Source organism: Bacillus cereus group sp. Bc031 (assembly GCF_027716265.1).
Taxonomy (GTDB): Bacteria; Bacillota; Bacilli; order Bacillales; family Bacillaceae_G; genus Bacillus_A; species Bacillus_A paranthracis.
This window is the reverse complement of sequence record NZ_JAQFUL010000085.1, coordinates 1-21,423: the sequence shown is the minus strand read 5'-3', so window position 1 is coordinate 21,423 and position 21,423 is coordinate 1. Positions and strand designations below refer to the sequence as shown.

Sequence of the window (21,423 nt, the reverse complement as noted above, 5' to 3'; positions counted from 1 at the left end):
CCAAGTATTAATTTACGGGTCTCTTATTAAGGGAATTTAAAGCTGAAATAACAGCTTAAATATAATATACGAGGAGGAATTGCTATGAAAACAGCAATCTATTTACGTAAATCACGTGCTGATCTTGAGGCTGAACAACGTGGTGAAGGCGAAACTTTAGCTAAACACAGAACAGCGCTCCTAAAAGTTGCTAAAGAAAAAAACTTAAATATTATCGCTGTATACGAAGAAATTGTTTCGGGTGAAAGTCTTGTCCATCGACCTGAAATGTTAAAGCTTCTCCAAAATGTAGAAGACAAGAAATACGATGCTGTTCTATGCATGGATATGGACCGTCTAGGACGCGGAGGAATGAAAGAGCAAGGAATTATACTCGAAACTTTTAAACGTTCTAATACAAAGATTGTGACGCCTAGAAAGATATACGACTTAAATGATGAGTGGGACGAAGAATACTCTGAGTTTGAAGCATTTATGGCTAGAAAAGAATTAAAAATTATTACAAGGCGTATGCAACGTGGACGCATTGCATCAGTAGAATCTGGCAATTATCTTGGTACAACACCTCCATACGGATACCTTATTAAAGAATTAAAAGACGGGCGTACTTTAGAACCACATCCAGATCAATCAGAAATCGTAAAGTTAATATTTGAATGGTATACACATGATGACCCTGAAATAAGAATTGGTGCTTCTATGATCGCCAACAAAATTAATGCATTAGGACACAAAACAGCAACAGGAAAAACATGGGGTAACTGGACTGTATTAGGGATTATAAAAAATCCTGTTTATTCCGGAAAAGTAACCTGGAAAAAGAAAGAAATAAAAAAATCTATTACTCCTGGAAAAGTAAAAGATACAAGAACTAGAGATGAAAGTGAATGGATTATTGTTGATGGAAAACACGATGCAATTATTTCAGAAGAATTATTTGAAAAAGCTCAATCAATTTTAAAAGGACGATATCATGTACCCTACCAATTAACAAATGGCGTTAGAAGTGCATTAGCTGGGATTATAAAATGTGCCAAGTGTGGCGCTTCTATGGTATATCGTCCATACACAACTCAAAAACCAGCTTTAAAGTGCTATAACCAAACACGATGCCATAATAAATCTAGTAACTATGAGCTAGTAGAGCAACGTATTTTAGAAGGGTTAGCCGAATGGTTAGAAATATACAAAGCTAACTTTGAAGCCAACACACCATTAGAAGAAACAAATGAAATGAAACAAATAAATGTTTATAGACAAATGTTAAAAAATCTTGAAAAAGAGTTAGATGAAACAGAGAGACAAAAAGAAAAACTATTCGATTTACTTGAGCGAGGAATTTATACTGATGAGATATTTCTGGATCGTTCTAAATCGCTGGCTGAAAAAACTGAGAAACTACAACAAGATATTGATACTATAAAAAAAGGTATCGATAGTGAGCTACAGCGAGAAGAAGCGCAAGATAATATCATTCCTCAAGTCGAAAGAGTTCTGGACCTATACACTAAAAGTGATGATCCTAAAAAGAAAAACAGCCTTCTCAAGTCTGTACTTGAAAAAGCTGTGTACAATAAAGAAAAACACCAATATAAAGATGATTTTTCTTTAACCTTGTATCCTAAACTACCTAAATAATGAATAAGCGCTCCTTGATAGGAGCGCTTATTCATTATTTTTTTCTTCCATGATTTGAAAAACGTTAACTGGTGGTAAAATCACCGCTGAGATTCCAGCTTGGGCTGTAAAACTTGTAATACAGCTGCGAAGGTACGGTAAAAGTATTGTTACAGCATTCAATTCAAAAGTTTCCATTGTCATTTCACCGTTTGTATCTCCCAGTTCAAAATGACCGCTAATAGATATTTCTAAAAAGAATGGTGATTTGTTGTCAGAAAAATCTTCATCAAACACTGTACAATTAACTTTTGTCAAAGCTTCTGTCTTTTCACTATTCATTTTAGATTCTGCATTAACTTTGAATTTTAATTTTATATCCTCATTTGACGAATCATCAAAGTTATAGTTTCTCTTATATTTAAAATTATCAACAGAATAACCATTGAAAGTTAATAGACTCATAACATTGCTCATTATAAACTCCTCAATCCTAATTAATTAACAAGCGCAAGCAAAAGCTACATCCATGCTAGAAATACTGATATCAAATTTCTTTCTATTTTTTCCTGAATTACAGGAGTAGCCATTGCCTTTTAATTTATAATTCGTTCTAATTTCAAATTGCGTCTGGGGATTTTCGTAAACAATTTCTCCATTACCTTCCATTACCTCAAAGCCAGATTCTTCTAATAAAGCTACAAACTCTTCATCAGACATGCTACTGAACATTTGATCAATTCTTGATTCCATTTCTCTGATATCTTCTTTTCTCATGATTATCATTCCCCTATTATTGACTGTATTCAATTTTTTCTTTTTTTTCGATAGCTGAAGTATTTCTTACACATAATTCAACTCCATTAGCAACTTTAGAAAAAATTTCATAATCAGCATCAACATCATCATATGTATTAGTATATGCTTTTACTAATTCATATCCTTCCGCCTTACATATAAAATTATACGTTTTACCATCAAACTCCTGCTTGTCTTTTGCTTTTAATTTTAATCCTCTTAGTTTCAATTGTAATTTTAACTTGTTCCGATACATATGAAACTTTTTGTTGTCAGGTGTTCCAGGTATTGATGGAAAAAATATTTTGTCATCATCCACATTAATCTCACATCGTAAGACATCTACGCTGGCAAATTTTTTCTTATCTTTAGCCCACATATGAGCCATCTGAGGATCTTCTTCAAAAAAATAAGTTCCTGTTCCTAGCCATCCAACTTTTGAATTGCTATTAAAATCTGATTTGAGTATATTAGCGGCTATTTCCTTACTTGTTCCATGATAACCTATTAATTCCATTTCAAACCCCTAAGATATATTAAATTTAATATTGCTTAATTCATTTTCAGATATCTAAAAAGATTTGTCAACAAAAATAACAGGATAAAGTCTAGTTGATAACTCATTCCCCTCTTTATCTTGCCCGATTGGATCATGAAGTGAAACGTCCTTTTTCGTTTTCTTTAATACACGTAAATGCATCAAAATTTCATTTTCAATACAGCGTGCTGCGTACGTCGCAAGTTTTGTACCTTTTCCTGCCGAATAGCTCTCGATTGCTTTAATGAGCCCGATTGTACCAATTGAAATTAAATCTTCTGCATCTTCCCCTGTATTTTCAAATTTTTTAACGATATGAGCTACAAGCCGTAAATTATGTTCAATTAACAGATTCCTCGCTTGAGCATCACCTTGCTCCATTAACTCTAAGTACTTTCTCTCATCGTCTGATGATAATGGCTGCGGAAACGCATTGTTCTTCACATAAGAAACAAAGACAAACACTTCTCGAACCATATATCCAATTGCGGCGAATAGACTCAAACCTTTCACCTCCGCCAAAATAGTGGTCTTTACTAAGTGTATGTGGGCATGAGGTTGTTTGTGTCTGTACAGTTTATTTATAAAACTCAACACTTCCAACATTTAAAATATTTTATTGTTATATTATAATTATATAAAATTGTTATTTATATATGAATATGCTATTAAAGGGGACACTATTCATGCTCACATTAGATCGATTATTAAATGTAACAATTTATTTAGGGGTATTTTTACTTTTCATTTCATTCATTACTTTTGTTATTAAGAGAGGGCCTGATTTATTATTTTTTCAATTTGGAATTTCCTTGTTTTTTGGAGCTCAAATTATAATTGGAATGAAATTTTTTCATAACTATGGTTTCTCCTTTCACTCAAAATTAGAACTACTTATCTTTATTTTCTATGTAATTGGATTTATTACATGTATACTATCGTTCTTTCACTTTCAAAATCCCTATCGAATTTTTTTATTAATTTGTAGTTTTTTATTTTTAACTGGATCCAATTATTACTTTAAAGAAACATTTAAGTTTAGTGAAAAAATTCCAAAGCAACATAAAACTTTTTTAAGTACACAAGAAGAAGACTCTTTCCCAAAAGAAGTCCGTAAATTTTCAGAGGATTACAACAACATAATAAGGAATGATTTTTATGAAATACCGATGATTCCTACTGAATTACAGATTACAAGCAAAAAAGATTCTTCCCATAGTACATCTTTCTTAGTTGAACTTCATAATATGGAGGATGAAATTACTGATGACTCTGTACAATTAACTCCATCAGACCGTTTTTATATACTGTTAAATACACAAAAAACAAAAATATCAAAAATAGTATATGAAGGGCGAGATTTTTTCACATTAACAGTCACACTAAAGGCTCTTAATTTACAGCAGGAACCAGAAATTCATAATATGTTTTTAGAAATAGATAAACGTAGAGCAATGAATCTTCTTGATTTCGAAATTAAAGCCCACTCTAAAGAATGGAAAGTAACATTTAAAAGTGATAGTTCTCCTTCCAACCTTCCTATCACATTTACATTTGAAAAACGAACAGGCAAATTATAAAAATAAAAAGAGTTATTTTCTTTGAAAAATAACTCTTTTTATTTTACTTGCTCCAAATTTTCTCCCCAGTATGCGCATCAATATAACGAATTTCTCGACTACCGTCGAAGAATTCTTTATAATTTTCACCCGTTATTTGTTTATACAGCAATTGATATACCGTTTCCTCTACATCATGATCTATAGACCATTCTAATTTAACTCGGATAGCATCTCTGTATATTTCTAACGCTTCTTCTTTCGTTACTTTTGGTGTTGTTTCGTATGTAAGTAATTCTTTTATAAATTTGCTAGACTCTCCAGAGTAGTGCATCACAGCACCGTTTTCCGTATTGATGTTAATCATAAATTGGTTATACTCTGCCGGAATATCATTTATATATACAGAAAAAATAAATCTTTCAATCCCATCTTCAGCTTCTTCACGTTCCTCCCAAAGACGCAGATATTGTGTGATATCTGGAATAACTTGTTCCAAAAATTGAAGTGCTTTTTTTAAACATTCCTCTCTAGGCAGTATTTGCTTTACTTCTTTATCATCTGTCAATTTTATAAAACCAGTTAATTCATTGGTTAATTTATCAATTGTAACGCTAACTAAATTATTATATTTCAGCATCGGTAAATGCTTTTTAAAGAATTCATTCATTAAATATGAATTCTTTTCTTCTTTCTGTTTTTGTAATTCCTCTTTCGGAACAAATTTCATCCTTATTTCATTATTATTTTCCGTCTCATCTACTTTTGCAAAACTTTCTTTATCCCAGTCAAATAATTCGAATATGTCATCTTGCCGGTTACCTTCTTCTATTTTTTCAACAACTACTGTTGGCGGTAATTTATAATGTTCTGGCCCATATAAATCTTTACCTGTACTTGCATCAATACATGCATGGCTAGGATCTGGTTCATATACAAGATGGTACCCTTTTACTTCTTCTCCATTTTCATACTCACATGAGGAGTGTGTTAAATCTACAAATGCAAGTCTCATATCTTGTCTAGCCTTCAAATTCTCTAAGACGACGTTCTCCTCAACAATATCACTTGGCCATAACGGTTTTTTCTCGATAGCTTTTTGTCCATTATAATGAAAATGCATCACATCACCTAATGGATGTACTAGCACAACACACCCCGTATTCGGCAATGGATAGCCATTCACTTCTTGCATATAATTTACTTTTTTCCAACCGCGCCAATCATCCTTAACAGTTACATATGTATAAAATTCATATCCTTCTTTTGTATATTTTCTTAAGAATGTATTTGCAACCTCTCTTGCTTTATTCTCTTCTATCGCTTCCTTACCGCTCGAAAAAGCTTTTTCATCCTCTATCCTAAAGTCAATTAAATTACCAGTATGTCTATTCAACGTAATCTGTATCGTTCTCTCCCCATCCGCTTTATGCTCCCACCATAATAGATGATATGGGTCATCCACACCTTCTTGATCATCTACAACAAGCCTATAATCATCTGGAATGTTAATAATATGAGCCACTTGCTCTTTTCTTTCTTTATCTTTTTGATTCATCATACCGCTCCCTTTATTACAATTTAAGGTAATTATAACAAACAAAAGAAATATAAAGTGAAACTTTAATCAGCCCTCACCAATCGGGATTTTACGGGCAGTAAGACCCCCACCTACCTTCTTTGCTTTCGCTGAATTTTGAGGTAAATGTCTTACTGCCCGGCAAATAGCGGGATAAACGAAAAAAGACTAGAGATATCTCTAGTCTTCTACTTCGTTTCACGATGTAACGTTACTCGCTTTAATCGTGGACAATATTTTTTTAGTTCGATACGCTCTGGATTGTTTCGTTTATTCTTTTTAGAAATATAATTACGATCACCACACTCCGTACAAGCTAATGTAATATTTACACGCATATGTAATTCTCCTTTCTTTTAAAAATCGTAAACTAAAACGTAATGATTACGATTTAAATATTATATAACTTCATTCTATTTGTCAATTGCAAAATAAAAGGGATCTAAATAGAACCCTTTTATTTAAGTAATCTATACCTTGTATTAAAATGTCTCATATGTAACAAACTCACTAATTGGTTTTCTATATCCTCGTGGGCGAATTTTAGTAGTATCACTTTTTCCTATCGTAATCATTAAAACAGGTACTACATGCTCTGGCATATTCAATTCACCTTGTACTGCTTTCTCATCAAAACCGATCATTGGACACGTATCATATCCATAATACTTAGCTGCGTACATAAAAGTCATCGCACTTAGCGAAGCATTTCTAATCGCTTCCTCTTCCATGAAGCGTTCTCCTTTTCCTTCATATAACCCTTTCGTTTGCTTAATTGTATCTTCATACTCACATTCATCAATCATCTTTAAAACCTTCATACCGAAATAAATATTTTCGACATTTTGGTATGCTCTCTTGTCACCACAAACAAGTATTACCGCAGATGCACTCGATACTTTATATTGTCCGAAGGCTAACTCTTTTAATCTTTCTTTGCGCTCTTGATCACGAATTACAACATAATGTGTATGTTGCAAATTGTAACAAGATGGAGAAAGCTTTGTGAGCTCAAATATTTTTTTAAAGTCCTCATCTGGGATTTCTATTCCTTGTACAAATTTCATTGCAGAACGTCTAGCAATTGCTAATTCTTCAAAGTTCACCGTATAGCCTCCTTAATAACTATAAATTCAAATATACATTAATTTATACAAATGAATAAATAAAATAAAAACACTTTAAATTATCGAGAATAATGATGATTTGCAAAAAAAAGACAAAAAGCTGAAACAATTAGTTCATACGAAATTCACACGAATCTATTACTATAGAAACTGTACATAGTGAACTTATTAACAATCACGTTTATTTATATAAAATTTTATTTGAAAGGAGTTGAAAGTATGAAAACTAAATATCGTTTTATGATCTCATCATTTGCTGCTTGCGCCTACATGATTTGGTGTTTAGTATAATAACAACCTCACTTGTAAATAGGAAAAGGTGTGTATATAAATGGAATATAATCAATCAACAGTTAACTACTGGAAAGCTTTTGTACTACCATATACATTTGCTTTAGAAGAGTTAAAAACTAAATTTGAAATTATGAACCGGGAAGCCCAATTTTTAGAGGATTACAACCCGTTTGAACATATAAAAACAAGATTAAAACAACCTGAAAGTATTATTAAAAAACTTGAGCGTAAAAATTTATTACCGACAGTTGAAAATGCGCAAACGCATTTACAAGACATCATTGGCATTCGTATTACATGTTGCTTCGTAGAAGATATCTATCATTTGAAAGAAGTCATTCAAAAGCGTGAAGATATGGAAATCATAGAGGTAAAAGATTATATCGCTAATCCAAAACAAAATGGATATAAAAGTTTACACATGATTATTAAATATCCTTTATCACTGAATTCTGGTACAAAAGAAGTCTTTGCAGAAATTCAGTTACGTACGCTCGCAATGGACTTTTGGGCAAGTTTAGAACATAAACTTTATTATAAATATGAAGGGAAAATACCTGATTATTTAAAAGATGAACTACATGATGCCGCAATGAAAGCTGAGGATCTTGATAATAAAATGGCAACCATTCGCCAAGATATTGATGATATCGAAGCATGCTCAGATCAAATTATGTTACCACTATAAAAAAAGGTTCTCGCCAATGAGAACCTTTTTGCGCTATTTACGGAAAATTTCACTTTATTTCTTCTCTATCGTGCGAACCTCTTCAATTTTCCAGCCATCCTCTTCTTTTCCAAGTGCATACTGTACTTTTTTCTGAAGAGTGATTTCTCCATCTATTTCCTTTTCTTTTGTTTCAACAACAACATACCCTGCTTTACTAGCTTTTATGTCTATATGTTCCAATTCAATTTTCTTATTTCCCTTTTGAAAAGCTGCTTCTTTTTGCGTTTTTAAGTCTTCAGCACTAGGCATCTTCTTTGAAAACAACTCCATATGTTCAGTAAGATTTTTTTCATTTGTCGTCCGTACAAATTTCTCTATCACACCTTGAATCGTTTTCTCTTCTTCTTTCGTTATTTGTACCTTTCCTTCAGCTTTTGTAGTAGCTTTTTGTTCTATCTGATTCTCTTTGGATTGACATCCAACTAGCAATAATACACCTATTAGAAAGAGTCCTATCCCTCTGAAAAAAGTTCTCATCTTCCCATCTCCTAAAAAGAAAAGTGAGGCATTTCGCCTCACTTTCGTTTATAATTAGCGTCTTCCTTTATTCGGGTCGCCACCGCCAACAATATCAAAGACACGTTTCGCGATATTTGTATTCTCTTGAACGCCAGAGAACAAGTATTTACCAGGGCCAAATGCATATACGTTTACATCTTCTCCTGTATGTCCACCTGTTGTCCATCCTGTAACCGAACGCTTATTGAAAATATCTTCAATCGCATTATCAATCTTTGTTACATCTTTTGAAGGAGCAATATCATTTACCGCTTTAATTTCTTCAGGTGTTAATTGTAAATCAATATATTTTTTCAATGTTTCTTCTACATTTGCACCGTTTGCAATCTCATTTGCCATAAAGTCTGGTGTGCGTTTTGCAGCTTTAATTGGATCTACTTTAAAGTTATACTCACCATTTGCACCTAAAGATAATCCACCAGTAGCGTGGTCTGCCGTTGCAATAACTAACGTATTTTTATCTTTTTTCGCAAACTCAATCGCAGCTTTAAATGCTTTTTCAAAGTCTTCCATTTCACTCATTGCACCAACGATATCATTATCGTGTCCTGCCCAGTCAATTTGACTTCCTTCAACCATTAAGAAGAAACCTTTTTTATTTTTGTTCAAACGCTCAATTGCTGCATTTGTCATTTCTTCTAATGAAGGTGTCTTCTCATTGCGGTCAATCATTTTATCTAAACCGCCTGGTGCAAATAAACCAAGAATTTGATCATTTTTATCATTTAACAATTGATCTCGATCTGTTACGTAACTATAACCAGATTTCTTAAATTCTTCTGTAAGATTGCGATCTTTTCTAACAAAGTTTTTTACGCCGCCGCCAAGCATAACATCTACTTTATGCTTCCCTTTAATTTTCTCATCAAAATAATCATTTGCAATTGCGTCCATATTTTTACGACTAATGTCATGCGCACCGAAAGCAGCTGGTGTTGCATGTGTAATTTCAGAAGTAGCAACTAGTCCTGTTGATTTCCCCTTTTCTTTCGCTTGTTCAAGAACAGTTTTCACTTCTGCTTTATCATTATCAACTGCAATTGCCGCATTATATGTTTTAATTCCTGCTGACATAGCTGTTGCTGCAGATGCAGAGTCTGTGATATTTTCATGTTCATCTTCTGGATATGTCTTTTGTGTTCCTACAAGATGTTTATCAAACTCTGTAGATTCCATCTCAAAAGTTTTTGGATTATCTTTCATATAACGGTGAGCTGTCATATATGAAGGGCCCATACCATCCCCAATTAATACAATGACATTTTTAATCTTTGCATTGCTTCCGTTCTCATCTGCACTCACTTCACTAGAACGTGTAAAATTCCATGTTGCTACCGAAGTAACTGCTAATGATGCCACAACTGCAAATGGCCATGCTTTTTTCACAAACTTTTTCACTGTCTTGTCCCCCTAATTAGGTTATTCATTTCCCACTATCAAATTTAATAGAAGACTATTAAGAGAAAATTAGTTATATGTAAATTTTTTGTTAACTTATGTAAATATCAGTTATAATTTGTATAAGTTTGTCTTTTCATATCAACCATCTTCACCTTTACAATCAAAATATAAACAAGTTGGATTTCATTTAACGTAAATCTCTTATTTAACATTTTCCATCTACTTTTATGAAAATTAATAGAAATGTGGTGAGCATTTATGAAAATAATACAGCTTGATGAATCATTTATTTTTGATTTACTCGACCTTTGTAAAGCTATTGGATGGTTACAAAATAAAGCATTTATGAAAAAACAATTCGAAATGTATCTTTCTCTCGGTACACTTGTCGGTTATATGCATGAAAATAAACTGATTGCAGCTGGAGGAGTATTTCCTTTTAAAGAAAGTTTTTCTACTATTGGCATGTTAATCGTCCATCCTCATTTTCAAAGACGAGGTATCGGGCGTATTTTGCTTGATCACTGCTTAGAACACACTCTTACAAAACAACCAATTGCACTTATTGCAACAAAAGCTGGCGAGCCTCTTTATACATCATGCGGATTTCAAACAGTAACGACGATTCATCGTTTTGAAAAACAAACTACTAAGACACATATCACTCATACAAAACAAGTAAAAGAAAAAGATCTTATATCGCTTATTTCCCTCGATCAAATTACAACTGGTGCCGATCGTTCTTTACTTTATTCATTACTATTACCAAGAACGAGCCACTCTTTTAAAATTGAGAGACATAACTGTATAGAAGCTTTTTCCTTATGCATACAAAAAGATAGTATATTATGTATCAATCCACTTATCGCCAAACGAGAAGAAGATGCTATTCAATTACTACAAAACATATGTGAATGTTGGAATGGCACAGTAAGAATTGATGTCCCACATTCACAATTTTCATTTCGCAAATTTCTTCAAATAGAAAATTTCCAAGAAACGCTCCTTTCACCTCTTATGATAAAAAATGGTAGCGAACTTCCTGGAAATCGTAATATGCTATTTGCTATGATAGATACAGCGTTATGTTAGAAAGGGGACACCTAATTGAAGCGATTTAGCTATTTTATGGTAGGTTGTCTTACTCTTACACTATTAGTAGGATGTAGTGCAGCAGAAAAGCCAGTAGAACAAGTAAAACAAGTTAAAAATACACTTACAGCAAAACTAGCTACCGAGGAAAAAATGGTAGAAATAAATGGTCAAACCATTTACTTCAAAAAGATTGGCAATGAAAAACCACCTTTACTTATGATCCATGGATTTGGAGGATCGTCAGATGGTTTTCAAAAGATTTACTCAGACTTAGCAAAAGATCATACAATTATTTCTGTAGATGCTTTAGGATTCGGGCGCTCATCTAAGCCGATGGATTTTTATTATTCTTTCCCAACTCATGCAAATTTGTATTATAAATTAATGAAAAAACTAGGTTACGATTCGTTTGCAATATTGGGCCACTCAATGGGCGGAGAAATTTCTCTTAATTTAACATATTTATATCCAGAATCCGTTACCCACCTTATTTTAACTGATGCTACGGGCGGTCCTCATACACTCGTTAATAAACAAGGATCACCAAGACCACAGTTGTCGACTGATTTAAATACCGTTTCTGCCATTGCAGATTATGATGAGAGCAAAGTGAAATTTAAACGTAATGATGAAGAACATTACAATAAAATGAAATTATGGCCTAGACGTCTTCAAATCAATGCACATGAAATACAACAACCAACTTTAATTATATGGGGAAGAAATGATAGTAGCGTTTCTTGGAAAGAGGGCGAAACGTATCATCAATTCTTAAAAAATAGCACTTTCCATATTATCGAGAAAGGCTATCACGCACCATTTCGTCAGGAACCACAGGAGTTTGTAGGGTATGTGAAAGATTTCTTTGGCAAAAACCCTATAATAACTGAAAAATAAACGGGTATCTCATTTTGAGATACCCGTTTTCATATATTAAGCAGCTTGCTTTTGGCGTTTTTGAGTTTTTGAACCTAATACTTTCGGAATAACGAAACCATCTATTCCAAATTTACCAGCATTCATACCAGAAACTAGAACGAACATTGATAGAATAACCATTTCAGGATTCACACCAATTGACCCACTAAACATATAGGAAAAGTTCATTACAAGACCGAAAAAGACCGCTGTTTTTGTTAAACAGCCTACAATTAAACCAATTCCGACTAAAATTTCTCCCCACGTTACAAGTGTATTAAATAGATCAACGTTTGGAATTGCGAAATCTTGTAAAAATGATGCCCACCAAGATTGAACAGCCGGTTGTGCTCCTTTAGATTTTTCAATTGCACCTTGTAAATAACCCGTTGCATCGAATCCTTTTCCTTGTAGTTTACCAATTCCAGCCATTAACCATGTGTAACCAAGATACACTCGAATTACCGCTAACACAAAAGAAACTGCTTTGTTTTCTCTTAAAAATTGAATAACCATATATTCCTCCTAAATTTGTAATTAAGTTAGTTACAAGTTATAAAATAACATTAGTTACTTATTTTTAAAACGTTAATTATGAATAATTCATGACATGTGTATGAAACATTAAAAACTAACGTTTATATAGTAACTTTTATTACCTGTAAAAACTTGAACATATCATACCATAAGTGATAATGGTTTTCATTGAAGAAAATGTAAAAAAAATGTGAGTTAAATGTGAGTTAAATGTGAAACACGTTTATTCGAATATAGAATAAACGTGTTTCACACTACTTATATAATCGAAATGTATGTGTCTCTTTATCAATTAACCGTGCTTCTTCAAAAACCTCTCCTAACGTTTTTTCATGGTTAATAAGCCCGTAAAATAAGCGTATTGTAAACATAAGTGCTGCATTTCCATCTACATAATCTATCGATCCAATATACGATTTCGCACCACTACGTAAGAAAGATTCTGCTAGTTTTTGTTCCCCTAACGTACACCCACTATTTACAATATTTGTATTATGCAATTTTGCATATTTATAAATTTCTTCTGCACCAAAGTATCCTCTCGGTTCATCTTGTTCATATATATCTTCACCTAACTCTTCCATGACAAACTTTCCTTCCTCACCATGAAAGCAAAAGACGACATAATTAATATCGTTATATAAACCCTTTCCAGAAAGAATGTCGATGAATTCTTTCGGTCTACCAATCCAGTACGTTATAACTTTCGCCCCAAAGTATTCAAGTGATGCTCGGATTGATTGTGCCTCTAAATCAGAATTAAAGCCAACTACTAGTGCAACATTCCACATACACCCACCATCCTATAATTAGATCTCCTCAATCAAAATTTTAAGGGATACATCCATTTCATATATACCCGTTTCTTGCAAAAAATCAGCTCTAGTTAAAACGACTTTTTGTAAATATTGCCGATACGCAGTAATTCTCCCGTCGTGAGATACAATACAAATTCTTTCAGCGCCTAGCTGACAACACCAAAGAAGAAATTCATCTACGATTTGCTGAAAACGATTCTCTGGAATAGTATTTATACCTTCCGTCCATAGCTGTTTATTTGTACTTTTCTCTATCAAAAAATGTGGAAATAAATTTGTTATTACCCCCTGATCTACTATGTGATCACATGGTAATGTTGTCGATCCTTCTCGATAAGGAAAAATACGTGGGGATACATATGGGTGGACAATTTTTTGACAAGCTACTTTCGCACTCCATATTGTTGCCGTTTGTAAAGTTCTAATTGTAGGACTAGCAATTAATATATCCGTTTCTTGCAAGGGTACATTGCATTGAAGTAATTTAGCCTGATTCCTTCCCTCATCCGTTAACGGTGGATGAGGCACTTGTAAACTTGATGGCAAATCTTTTGTATGTTCTCCTTCACCGTGCCGAACAAAGATGAGTTTCATCCCCATCCTCCTCTCACTATAAAATCCTCTTACATATTTCTTCCCTATTCCATCCTTTATTCCTGCTATATGAAACATCGATATGTAAAAAATATTTGACACAATGAATTGGAAAACATTACAATTATATGTGTAAAATATTTTTTACAAGAGAGAGGAGACACATGCATATGAAATGGCTAACTATCTTAATTGGCATGATTATATGGGGATATATAAACGGATTTTTTAGTAGTGATAAAACTTCTAATCCTTGGATTACAGATGATGAACGTGAAACAAAAATTAAACAGAAAGCAATTATTGCAAGCTGGTCCGGTGTTTTTATGTTTTGTACCATTAATCTCTTAAACAAATGGTTAGGTATAGAAACGAGTAATACATCACCATACTTACCAACTTCTGTCGCAACTATTTTAAAAGAAAATGTAGAGTTACAAATTTTATTTATGTTATTTATTACGTATGGCATATTTTACGTATACTATCGAAGAAAATTAAGCGCTTAACTTTTTATCTCATGATTATCCTCCTAAATGGTTATAGTAATTAGGACAAGATGAAAGGAGCGATAGAAAAATGAGTAACTCGAATGACTTTTTAGATACACTGCATGAAAAACAAGCAAAAGATGAACAAAATAGAAAACGTCAGGGAAACGGAAACCCAGCGAAAAAGAAGCCAAATAAAACGCATAAATAATAATAAAAAATCTGCTTAAAATTATCTTTTAGGCAGATTTTTTATTGTTATTTCACCGATATAACATTTCCCCAATTCCATTTCTCATAATACCACTCTGGTACATCTATATTTTCAATCCACTTCATTTCATGCTTTCCATCTCTATGAGCAAGCCATACATCTGCTTTCTTACGGTCTGAACGTATCCATATTAATTGATTGCTCTTCTTCATAAAGATTGGATGATAATCACCCTGCTTATGAGGTGGCTTTGTGATTCGATGCTGTACATTGCTTGTACTATCAACTTCATATAAAGATGGTAGTGGCCTTTTTTCTGGCAATGTTTCAAATCCTCCCTCTTTTGCTCGAGAGACGATAATTACGTTATCGTTCTTCCATGTAAAATCCCAATCGACATATCCTTTCGGTGTAAATGTGTTCTGCTGAAGTGCTGGCAATTCTTTTACTTTCAAATGTTTATTCTCTAATGCAACTCTCCCGCTTCCTTCAATATAGGCCAATATATTGTTGGCTGGCGCCCATTTGAACCATTGTGTGTTTAATAACATTTGATCTACCTTTTCAAAACGACTACCATCTGCACGAACTAAGCAAAGCGTATTGCTATCAGCTGACCATGAAGCTGTCGGTACTGCTAAAAATGAAATCCACTTTTGATCTGGCGACCACTGAAAGCCACTTGCAACTAACGCTAGGAAATCATCATGTTCATTTGGCAATGCATACAAATGCTTCATTTTGTGAGGATTCATATGTGCATCTTTTTGTACTTCATATAGCTGAGCTCCTGTCCATCCAGTTGGAAGTAAGTGTGCTTCAGAAGATACAAGAAACTTCTTTCCATTCGGGTACCATGCATAATCTCCTACACCTGCCGATACATTTTCAAAATCTGTATTCTTTTTTTGGACATCAAACGTATTTAATGTATCCGCAAATACAAATGCAATTATATTTTCTTTTGGTGACCATTGATAATTCGATGCTTCTGAGTGAAACGGCGTAACTTTCTTTCCATCTTTCAGCCGATATAACTCAAGACTACCTTGTTTCTTTCCTTTTACATATGCCAGCCACTCTCCATCATGAGACCACTTTGGCCCTGTTATATACTCTCCTTTTGTAAGTTGTTTTTCTTTTCCATCAACTTTAATCCAGAGGTCATGATGACGAATAAAAGCAATTTTAAATTCATTATTTTCTGCGCTACTATTAATGGTTGAACATAAAAATACGACTAACATTGTACCAACGCTTACTATGAACCGTTTCATAACACCCCTCCATTCCCCTCATAGCATTCCTCAATGTTCACCTACAATATGTAAAAAATACCTATTCGACATAATCAGAAAAAATTTCCCAAGAAATTTTAAATTCATAGAGGATTGGTATGAATTATGTCGAAAATATAGTTTAGCTAACATCAGATTATGTAATTCGAGATCAATTTGTAAGATTATTTTTCGGAATATTACCACTTTTTATTAGGGGGAGTTTCAATGAAAAAAACTACATCTACACTATTAAGTATGGCGCTCGTCTTTTCCAGTTTTGGAGCTTTAAGCGCACATGCTGAATCGCTACAATAGGAGAAGCAATTTAGTCCACAGTTAAAAGCGAACATTGAACAATGGGGAGAAAACAAAATTGCGCAAAATGTTGAAACAAAAACATCAAAAGAAATTTCTGTCATTGTAGAATTGCAACATGCTCCACTCGCTTCACAAAGTAACATTCAGCATGCTCCAGATTTACAAAATAATCATACACAGTCTTATCATACCGAGCTTAAAAAAGCACAAGAAGGTACAACTAAGAAAATAAAAGAAAAAGCACCTGGTGCAAAAATTAAAGAAGTGTATAATACGTTATTTTCTGGATTCTCTATTTCAGTTCCTGGAGATCAAATTACCGCTCTTGCTTCTTTACCTGAAGTAAAAGCAGTCTATCCGAACTTAACATATAAATTACATGAAACATCAAAAAGTACTACTAATGAAGAAGCACCAAATATCGGCGGACCAACAATTGGTGCAACTGAAGCATGGAATTTAAAAGACCCATCTGGTAAACCGCTTGATGGAAAAGGTATGAAAGTAGCGATTATCGACTCTGGTGTAGACTATACACATCCTGACTTAAAAGCAAATTATATCGGTGGATATGACACAGTTGATGAAGATAATGATCCAATGGATGGTAACGTACATGGTACTCATGTAGCTGGAATTATTGCTGGTAACGGAAAAATTAAAGGCGTTGCTCCGAATGCTTCTATTTTAGCTTATCGTGTCATGAATGACGGTGGTACTGGTACAACAGATGATATTATTCAAGGTATTGAACGAGCAATTCAAGATGGTGCTGATGTGTTAAATCTATCCCTTGGACAAGATTTAAATGTACCTGATCAGCCTGTAACTTTAACGTTAGAACGTGCAGCAAAGCTTGGGGTTACTGCAGTCGTTTCCAATGGAAATGATGGTCCAAAACCTTGGTCTGTTGATGCACCTGGAAATGCAAGTAGCGTGATATCAGTTGGAGCATCTACAGTTTCTATTCCGTTTCCAACATTCCAAGTAGCTGGTTCCAGCAAAACATACCAAGGATTACCGTTATCAAAATCAGATTTCCCAATAGGAAATGATTCTCCACTTGTATATGTTGGCTATGGTAATCCAAGCGATTATGCAAAACAAGATGTGAAAGGAAAATTTGCACTTGTTTTACAAGGTACTTCTAGCACGTTAGTAAAAGCTGAACAAGCGAAGCAAGCTGGTGCAATTGGTGTACTATTCATTTCTACAGAAAAAGAAATCAATATTATGCCTGAATACTTTACACGTGAAAACCTAGCCCTTCCAGTTATGCAACTATCCAATGTAAACGGTGAAGAGTTGAAAAACTTAATTACAAAGCGTAAGAAAAATATAAAAATTGGCCAACCAAATCCAACCGAATTGATTGCTAACTTCAGTTCCAGAGGTCCGTCACAAGGAAGTTGGCTTATAAAACCAGATATAATTGCACCTGGCGTACAAATTACGAGTACAGTACCGAGAGGCGGCTATGAATCTCATAATGGTACAAGTATGGCTGCTCCACAAGTAGCTGGAGCGGTTGCCCTCTTGCGTCAAATGCATCCTGATTGGACGACAGAGCAATTAAAAGCATCCCTTGCCAATACCGCAAAAACTTTAAAAGATGTGAATGAAAATACATATCCTATTATGACACAAGGGTCTGGTTTAATTAACATCCCGAAAGCAGCTCAAACAGATGTATTAGTCAAACCTAACAATGTGAGCTTCGGTCTTATTAAGCCAAACAGTGGGAAAGTAAAACTGACGCAAAATATTACGTTACAAAATCTATCTAGTAAAAAGAAAAGTTTTTCAACTCGTGTAGAATTGCTAGATACAAACACAAAAACAAAAGTAAAAACTTCTGTACCTTCATCGATTAGCATACAGCCGAATAGTAGTACCGAAAAACCATTTACTATCACTGTCGATAGTTCGCTACCCCAAGGTGTCTATACTGGAAATGTGTATATAAAAGAACAAGGTAAGAAGGAAGAAACTCGCATTCCATTTACATTTAGTATCGATCCTAAAGATTACAAACGTATAGATGGACTCGAAATTATTAATTCTACATTTAGTCCAAATGGTGACCAAATATTAGACGATAATCTCATCAACTACTATTTAGTTGCACCTGTGGATGATGTAACATTGCACGCAAATTTAGTTACAAAAGAACGTATAACGTACCAAGGGATTATCCATCAAGCTAAAAATGAAACAGCTGGATACAAACCTTTCAAATGGAATGGTACAAAAGCAGATGGTACTCCGTTAGCTGACGGTCTATACCAAATCGAAGCAGTTGCCTCTAATTCTGGTGGGGAAACAAAACAAACAGCTGCTGTATTTCTGGATCGAACTGCACCTAAGTTAACATACGAAATTGACCAAGAAAACCTTGTAATCACAGGAAAAGTGGATGATATCTTACTAGATTGGATGACAGAATCTGGTTGGGTAGCACCTGGAATTCCAGTGAGACTACAGTATGAAATCAACGGAAATGGTGTATGGGAAAGTGCATTCCTAAATCCTTGGGAGAAAAATTACGGCATTTATTTAGATCGTACTCAATTACAAGAAGGTAAAAATACAATTCACATTGTAGCAACAGATGCAGCTGGAAATACATCTAATTTAAATGTTGATTTAGATGTGAAATAAGGTAGTAACCCGATTCTTTCGCCCCTATCGGATTTTCCGATAGGGGCTTTTTCTATTTCTCACAGAAACAAATATTAAATAATTACGAATATTATGATAAAATTTTATAAGCGCTTACAATTTTTGAAAGGGGGTGATACAAGCTATACGAAACCGATACTTAATTTTATTTAAAAAAAGGAGGATGTCTAAATGACAAAGAAAAGAGAAATTCCATCGCATTTAAAACCATTCGTATCCACACAGCATTATGATCAATACACACCGGTGAACCACGCTGTATGGCGTTACATTATGAGACAAAATCATAGCTTCTTAAAAGACGTTGCTCATCCAGCCTATGTGAACGGACTACAATCATCTGGTATTAATATAGATGCAATTCCAAAGGTAGAAGAAATGAATGAATGTTTGGCGCCAAGCGGCTGGGGCGCTGTAACGATTGACGGACTTATTCCTGGCGTCGCATTTTTCGATTTTCAAGGGCACGGATTGCTACCAATCGCAACAGATATTCGCAAGGTAGAGAATATCGAGTATACACCAGCTCCAGATATTGTACACGAAGCTGCAGGACACGCACCTATTTTACTTGATCCTACATATGCAAAATATGTGAAACGATTTGGACAAATTGGTGCAAAAGCTTTCTCAACAAAAGAAGAACATGATGCATTCGAAGCTGTTCGTACATTAACAATTGTAAAAGAAAGCCCTACTTCTACTCCTGATGAAGTTACAGCTGCTGAGAATAATGTACTTGAAAAACAAAAGTTAGTTTCTGGCTTATCAGAAGCGGAACAAATTTCACGTCTTTTCTGGTGGACAGTAGAATATGGATTAATTGGAAATATAGATGCTCCAAAAATATATGGTGCTGGTCTCCTTTCTTCTGTTGGCGAAAGCAAATATTGCTTAACAGAGCTGTAGAAAAGGTTCCATTCTCTATAGAGGCATGTACAAGTACAACTTATGACGTAACAAAAATGCAACCACAACTATTTGTTTGTGAATCATTTGAAGAATTAACAGAAGCACTTGAGAAATTCTCTGAAACGATGGCCTTTAAAACAGGTGGTAAAGAAGGATTAGAAAAAGCAATTCGCTCTGAAAATCATGCAACTGCTGAATTAAATAGCGGCTTACAAATTACAGGTACATTTACCGAGACAATTGAAAACGATGCAGGTGAATTGATTTACATGCGAACGAGCTCGCCAACAGCATTAGCAATTCACAATAAACAGCTAGCGAATCATTCTACGTCTGTACACAGTGACGGGTTTGGAACACCAATTGGATTACTCACTGAAAATATTGCATTAGAAAATTGTACAGATGAACAATTACAATCATTAGGAATTACAATTGGAAATGTTGCTGAGTTTACTTTTGCAAGTGGTATTCATGTAAAAGGAACAGTAACAGATATTGTAAAAAACGATAATAAAATCGCTCTTATTTCCTTTATCAATTGTACAGTTACTTATAACGACCGCGTTTTATTTGATGCTTCATGGGGCGCATTTGATATGGCTGTTGGTTCAACAATCACTTCGGTATTCCCAGGTGCCGCAGATGCTGCAGCATTTTTCCCAATGGATGAAGAAATCCAAGAAATTCCTGCTCCACTTGTACTGAATGAACTTGAACGTATGTATCAAACAGTTCGCGATATCCGAAATGAAGGTATTTTACACGACGCGCATATCGAGCAATTAGTAGCAATTCAAGAAGTATTAAATAAATTGTATCCGAAAGAATGGTTACTTCGCCTTGAAATATTAGAATTGCTTTTAGAGCATAACAAAGGGCACGAAACATCAGCAGCATTATTACAACAACTTTCTACTTTCACAACGGATGAAGCTGTAACACGTCTTATTAACAATGGTCTTACGCTACTTCCAGTAAAGGATGTGAAAAATGATGCTACGATTAACTGAAGAGGAAGTTCAAGAAGAATTATTGAGGTTAGATAAATGGGTAGTAAAAGATGAAAAATGGATTGAAAGAAAATATATGTTTTCCGACTACTTAAAAGGAGTCGAATTTGTCTCTGAAGCCGCCAAACTATCAGAAGAACATAATCACCACCCATTCATCCTTATCCAGTATAAAGCAGTCATTATTACTTTGTCATCTTGGAATGCAAAAGGTTTAACGAAACTCGATTTTGAGCTTGCGAAGCAATTTGATGAACTATTTGTCCAAAATGAAAAAGCCATTATAAGAAAGTAAAAAAGAGAAGCCTTTATTTAAAATGTACCCTATAGAATAGACACTTAAAAAAAAGTCTATTCTATAGGGTCTTTCTTGTATAATGAGAGAAAAA

The 21,423-nt window shown here is 34.1% G+C and carries 20 protein-coding genes and 3 pseudogenes; 10 read left to right on the top strand and 13 right to left on the bottom strand.

Going from position 1 to position 21,423, the window contains the following annotated elements:
- The first annotated feature begins 84 nt into the window (after nucleotides 1–84).
- Nucleotides 85–1,638 carry a recombinase family protein gene (locus PDQ33_RS23730; protein WP_000844793.1) on the top strand — a complete coding sequence of 518 codons (1,554 nt, stop codon included), beginning with the start codon at nucleotides 85–87 and terminating at the stop codon, nucleotides 1,636–1,638.
- A 27-nt stretch (nucleotides 1,639–1,665) separates the two neighbouring features.
- On the opposite strand, the gene PDQ33_RS23725 is transcribed toward PDQ33_RS23730, so the two are convergent.
- The 4 genes and pseudogenes from PDQ33_RS23725 to sigK all read right to left on the bottom strand — a co-directional run.
- Entirely contained in the window at nucleotides 1,666–2,094 is a 429-nt protein-coding gene (locus tag PDQ33_RS23725) for a protein-export chaperone SecB (protein ID WP_000073200.1), read from the bottom strand.
- Nucleotides 2,095–2,118: 24 nt separating this feature from the next.
- Entirely contained in the window at nucleotides 2,119–2,394 is a 276-nt protein-coding gene (locus PDQ33_RS23720; RefSeq protein WP_001224317.1) for a hypothetical protein, read from the bottom strand.
- Nucleotides 2,395–2,410: 16 nt separating this feature from the next.
- Nucleotides 2,411–2,932 carry a hypothetical protein gene (locus PDQ33_RS23715; RefSeq protein WP_000420150.1) on the bottom strand — a complete coding sequence of 174 codons (522 nt, stop codon included), beginning with the start codon at nucleotides 2,930–2,932 and terminating at the stop codon, nucleotides 2,411–2,413.
- A 96-nt stretch (nucleotides 2,933–3,028) separates the two neighbouring features.
- A pseudogene (gene sigK / locus PDQ33_RS23710) lies at nucleotides 3,029–3,457 on the bottom strand (RNA polymerase sporulation sigma factor SigK); the annotation flags it as partial.
- A gap of 182 nt (nucleotides 3,458–3,639) precedes the next feature.
- Between sigK and PDQ33_RS23705 the strand changes: the two are divergent.
- A complete protein-coding gene (locus tag PDQ33_RS23705) occupies nucleotides 3,640–4,533 on the top strand; it encodes a hypothetical protein (RefSeq protein WP_061132136.1) in 894 nt (297 codons plus the stop codon).
- A 43-nt stretch (nucleotides 4,534–4,576) separates the two neighbouring features.
- Here the strand turns inward: PDQ33_RS23705 and PDQ33_RS23700 are convergent, their stop codons facing one another.
- The 3 genes from PDQ33_RS23700 to PDQ33_RS23690 form a co-directional block, all read right to left on the bottom strand.
- Nucleotides 4,577–6,070 carry a YcdB/YcdC domain-containing protein gene (locus PDQ33_RS23700; RefSeq protein WP_061132135.1) on the bottom strand — a complete coding sequence of 498 codons (1,494 nt, stop codon included), beginning with the start codon at nucleotides 6,068–6,070 and terminating at the stop codon, nucleotides 4,577–4,579.
- Nucleotides 6,071–6,279: 209 nt separating this feature from the next.
- On the bottom strand, nucleotides 6,280–6,429 hold the full coding sequence (gene rpmG, locus PDQ33_RS23695; protein WP_001265617.1) for a 50S ribosomal protein L33: 150 nt from the start codon (nucleotides 6,427–6,429) through the stop codon (nucleotides 6,280–6,282).
- 144 nt (nucleotides 6,430–6,573) lie between these two features.
- Complete coding sequence (locus PDQ33_RS23690) at nucleotides 6,574–7,197, bottom strand: nitroreductase family protein (RefSeq protein ID WP_001008505.1); 624 nt, start codon at nucleotides 7,195–7,197, stop codon at nucleotides 6,574–6,576.
- Between the two features lie 352 nt (nucleotides 7,198–7,549).
- Here PDQ33_RS23690 and PDQ33_RS23685 point away from each other — a divergent pair, with 352 nt between their 5' ends.
- Nucleotides 7,550–8,200: a GTP pyrophosphokinase gene (locus tag PDQ33_RS23685; RefSeq protein ID WP_000456216.1), complete on the top strand. Its 651-nt coding sequence runs from the start codon at nucleotides 7,550–7,552 to the stop codon at nucleotides 8,198–8,200.
- A gap of 54 nt (nucleotides 8,201–8,254) precedes the next feature.
- On the opposite strand, the gene PDQ33_RS23680 is transcribed toward PDQ33_RS23685, so the two are convergent.
- Together PDQ33_RS23680 and PDQ33_RS23675 are read right to left on the bottom strand one after the other, a co-directional pair.
- The gene (locus PDQ33_RS23680; protein ID WP_061132134.1) at nucleotides 8,255–8,719 is read right to left on the bottom strand and encodes a hypothetical protein; all 465 of its coding nucleotides are present in this window, start codon (nucleotides 8,717–8,719) and stop codon (nucleotides 8,255–8,257) included.
- A gap of 54 nt (nucleotides 8,720–8,773) precedes the next feature.
- The gene (locus PDQ33_RS23675; RefSeq protein ID WP_000714927.1) at nucleotides 8,774–10,159 is read right to left on the bottom strand and encodes an alkaline phosphatase; all 1,386 of its coding nucleotides are present in this window, start codon (nucleotides 10,157–10,159) and stop codon (nucleotides 8,774–8,776) included.
- Between the two features lie 261 nt (nucleotides 10,160–10,420).
- On the opposite strand from PDQ33_RS23675, the gene PDQ33_RS23670 reads away from it, so the two are divergent.
- On the top strand, nucleotides 10,421–11,254 hold the full coding sequence (locus tag PDQ33_RS23670) for a GNAT family N-acetyltransferase (RefSeq protein ID WP_061132133.1): 834 nt from the start codon (nucleotides 10,421–10,423) through the stop codon (nucleotides 11,252–11,254).
- Nucleotides 11,255–11,269: 15 nt separating this feature from the next.
- Nucleotides 11,270–12,154, top strand: coding sequence for an alpha/beta fold hydrolase (locus PDQ33_RS23665; protein WP_270756716.1), 885 nt, complete (start codon nucleotides 11,270–11,272; stop codon nucleotides 12,152–12,154).
- A 36-nt stretch (nucleotides 12,155–12,190) separates the two neighbouring features.
- Here the strand turns inward: PDQ33_RS23665 and PDQ33_RS23660 are convergent, their stop codons facing one another.
- The 3 genes from PDQ33_RS23660 to PDQ33_RS23650 form a co-directional block, all read right to left on the bottom strand.
- Entirely contained in the window at nucleotides 12,191–12,691 is a 501-nt protein-coding gene (locus PDQ33_RS23660) for a DoxX family protein (protein WP_000236600.1), read from the bottom strand.
- Between the two features lie 275 nt (nucleotides 12,692–12,966).
- Nucleotides 12,967–13,503: a hypothetical protein gene (locus tag PDQ33_RS23655; protein WP_000267385.1), complete on the bottom strand. Its 537-nt coding sequence runs from the start codon at nucleotides 13,501–13,503 to the stop codon at nucleotides 12,967–12,969.
- An 18-nt stretch (nucleotides 13,504–13,521) separates the two neighbouring features.
- On the bottom strand, nucleotides 13,522–14,124 hold the full coding sequence (locus PDQ33_RS23650; RefSeq protein ID WP_270392684.1) for a histidine phosphatase family protein: 603 nt from the start codon (nucleotides 14,122–14,124) through the stop codon (nucleotides 13,522–13,524).
- Nucleotides 14,125–14,294: 170 nt separating this feature from the next.
- Between PDQ33_RS23650 and PDQ33_RS23645 the strand changes: the two genes are divergently transcribed.
- Both PDQ33_RS23645 and PDQ33_RS23640 read left to right on the top strand, forming a co-directional pair.
- On the top strand, nucleotides 14,295–14,633 hold the full coding sequence (locus tag PDQ33_RS23645; protein WP_000871760.1) for a hypothetical protein: 339 nt from the start codon (nucleotides 14,295–14,297) through the stop codon (nucleotides 14,631–14,633).
- Between the two features lie 70 nt (nucleotides 14,634–14,703).
- Entirely contained in the window at nucleotides 14,704–14,826 is a 123-nt protein-coding gene (locus PDQ33_RS23640) for a DUF4023 domain-containing protein (protein WP_000071861.1), read from the top strand.
- 47 nt (nucleotides 14,827–14,873) lie between these two features.
- On the opposite strand, the gene PDQ33_RS23635 is transcribed toward PDQ33_RS23640, so the two are convergent.
- Complete coding sequence (locus PDQ33_RS23635; RefSeq protein WP_061132131.1) at nucleotides 14,874–16,106, bottom strand: eIF2A-related protein; 1,233 nt, start codon at nucleotides 16,104–16,106, stop codon at nucleotides 14,874–14,876.
- A 228-nt stretch (nucleotides 16,107–16,334) separates the two neighbouring features.
- Here PDQ33_RS23635 and PDQ33_RS23630 point away from each other — a divergent pair.
- From PDQ33_RS23630 to PDQ33_RS23620, 3 genes and pseudogenes are all read left to right on the top strand, one after another.
- Nucleotides 16,335–19,088, top strand: a pseudogene (locus PDQ33_RS23630) (S8 family serine peptidase).
- Nucleotides 19,089–19,280: 192 nt separating this feature from the next.
- A pseudogene (locus PDQ33_RS23625) lies at nucleotides 19,281–21,034 on the top strand (aromatic amino acid hydroxylase).
- Nucleotides 21,015–21,329, top strand: coding sequence for a 4a-hydroxytetrahydrobiopterin dehydratase (locus PDQ33_RS23620; protein WP_000979545.1), 315 nt, complete (start codon nucleotides 21,015–21,017; stop codon nucleotides 21,327–21,329). Before PDQ33_RS23625 ends, PDQ33_RS23620 begins: the two are co-directional and overlap by 20 nt.
- Nucleotides 21,330–21,423: the final 94 nt, after the last annotated feature.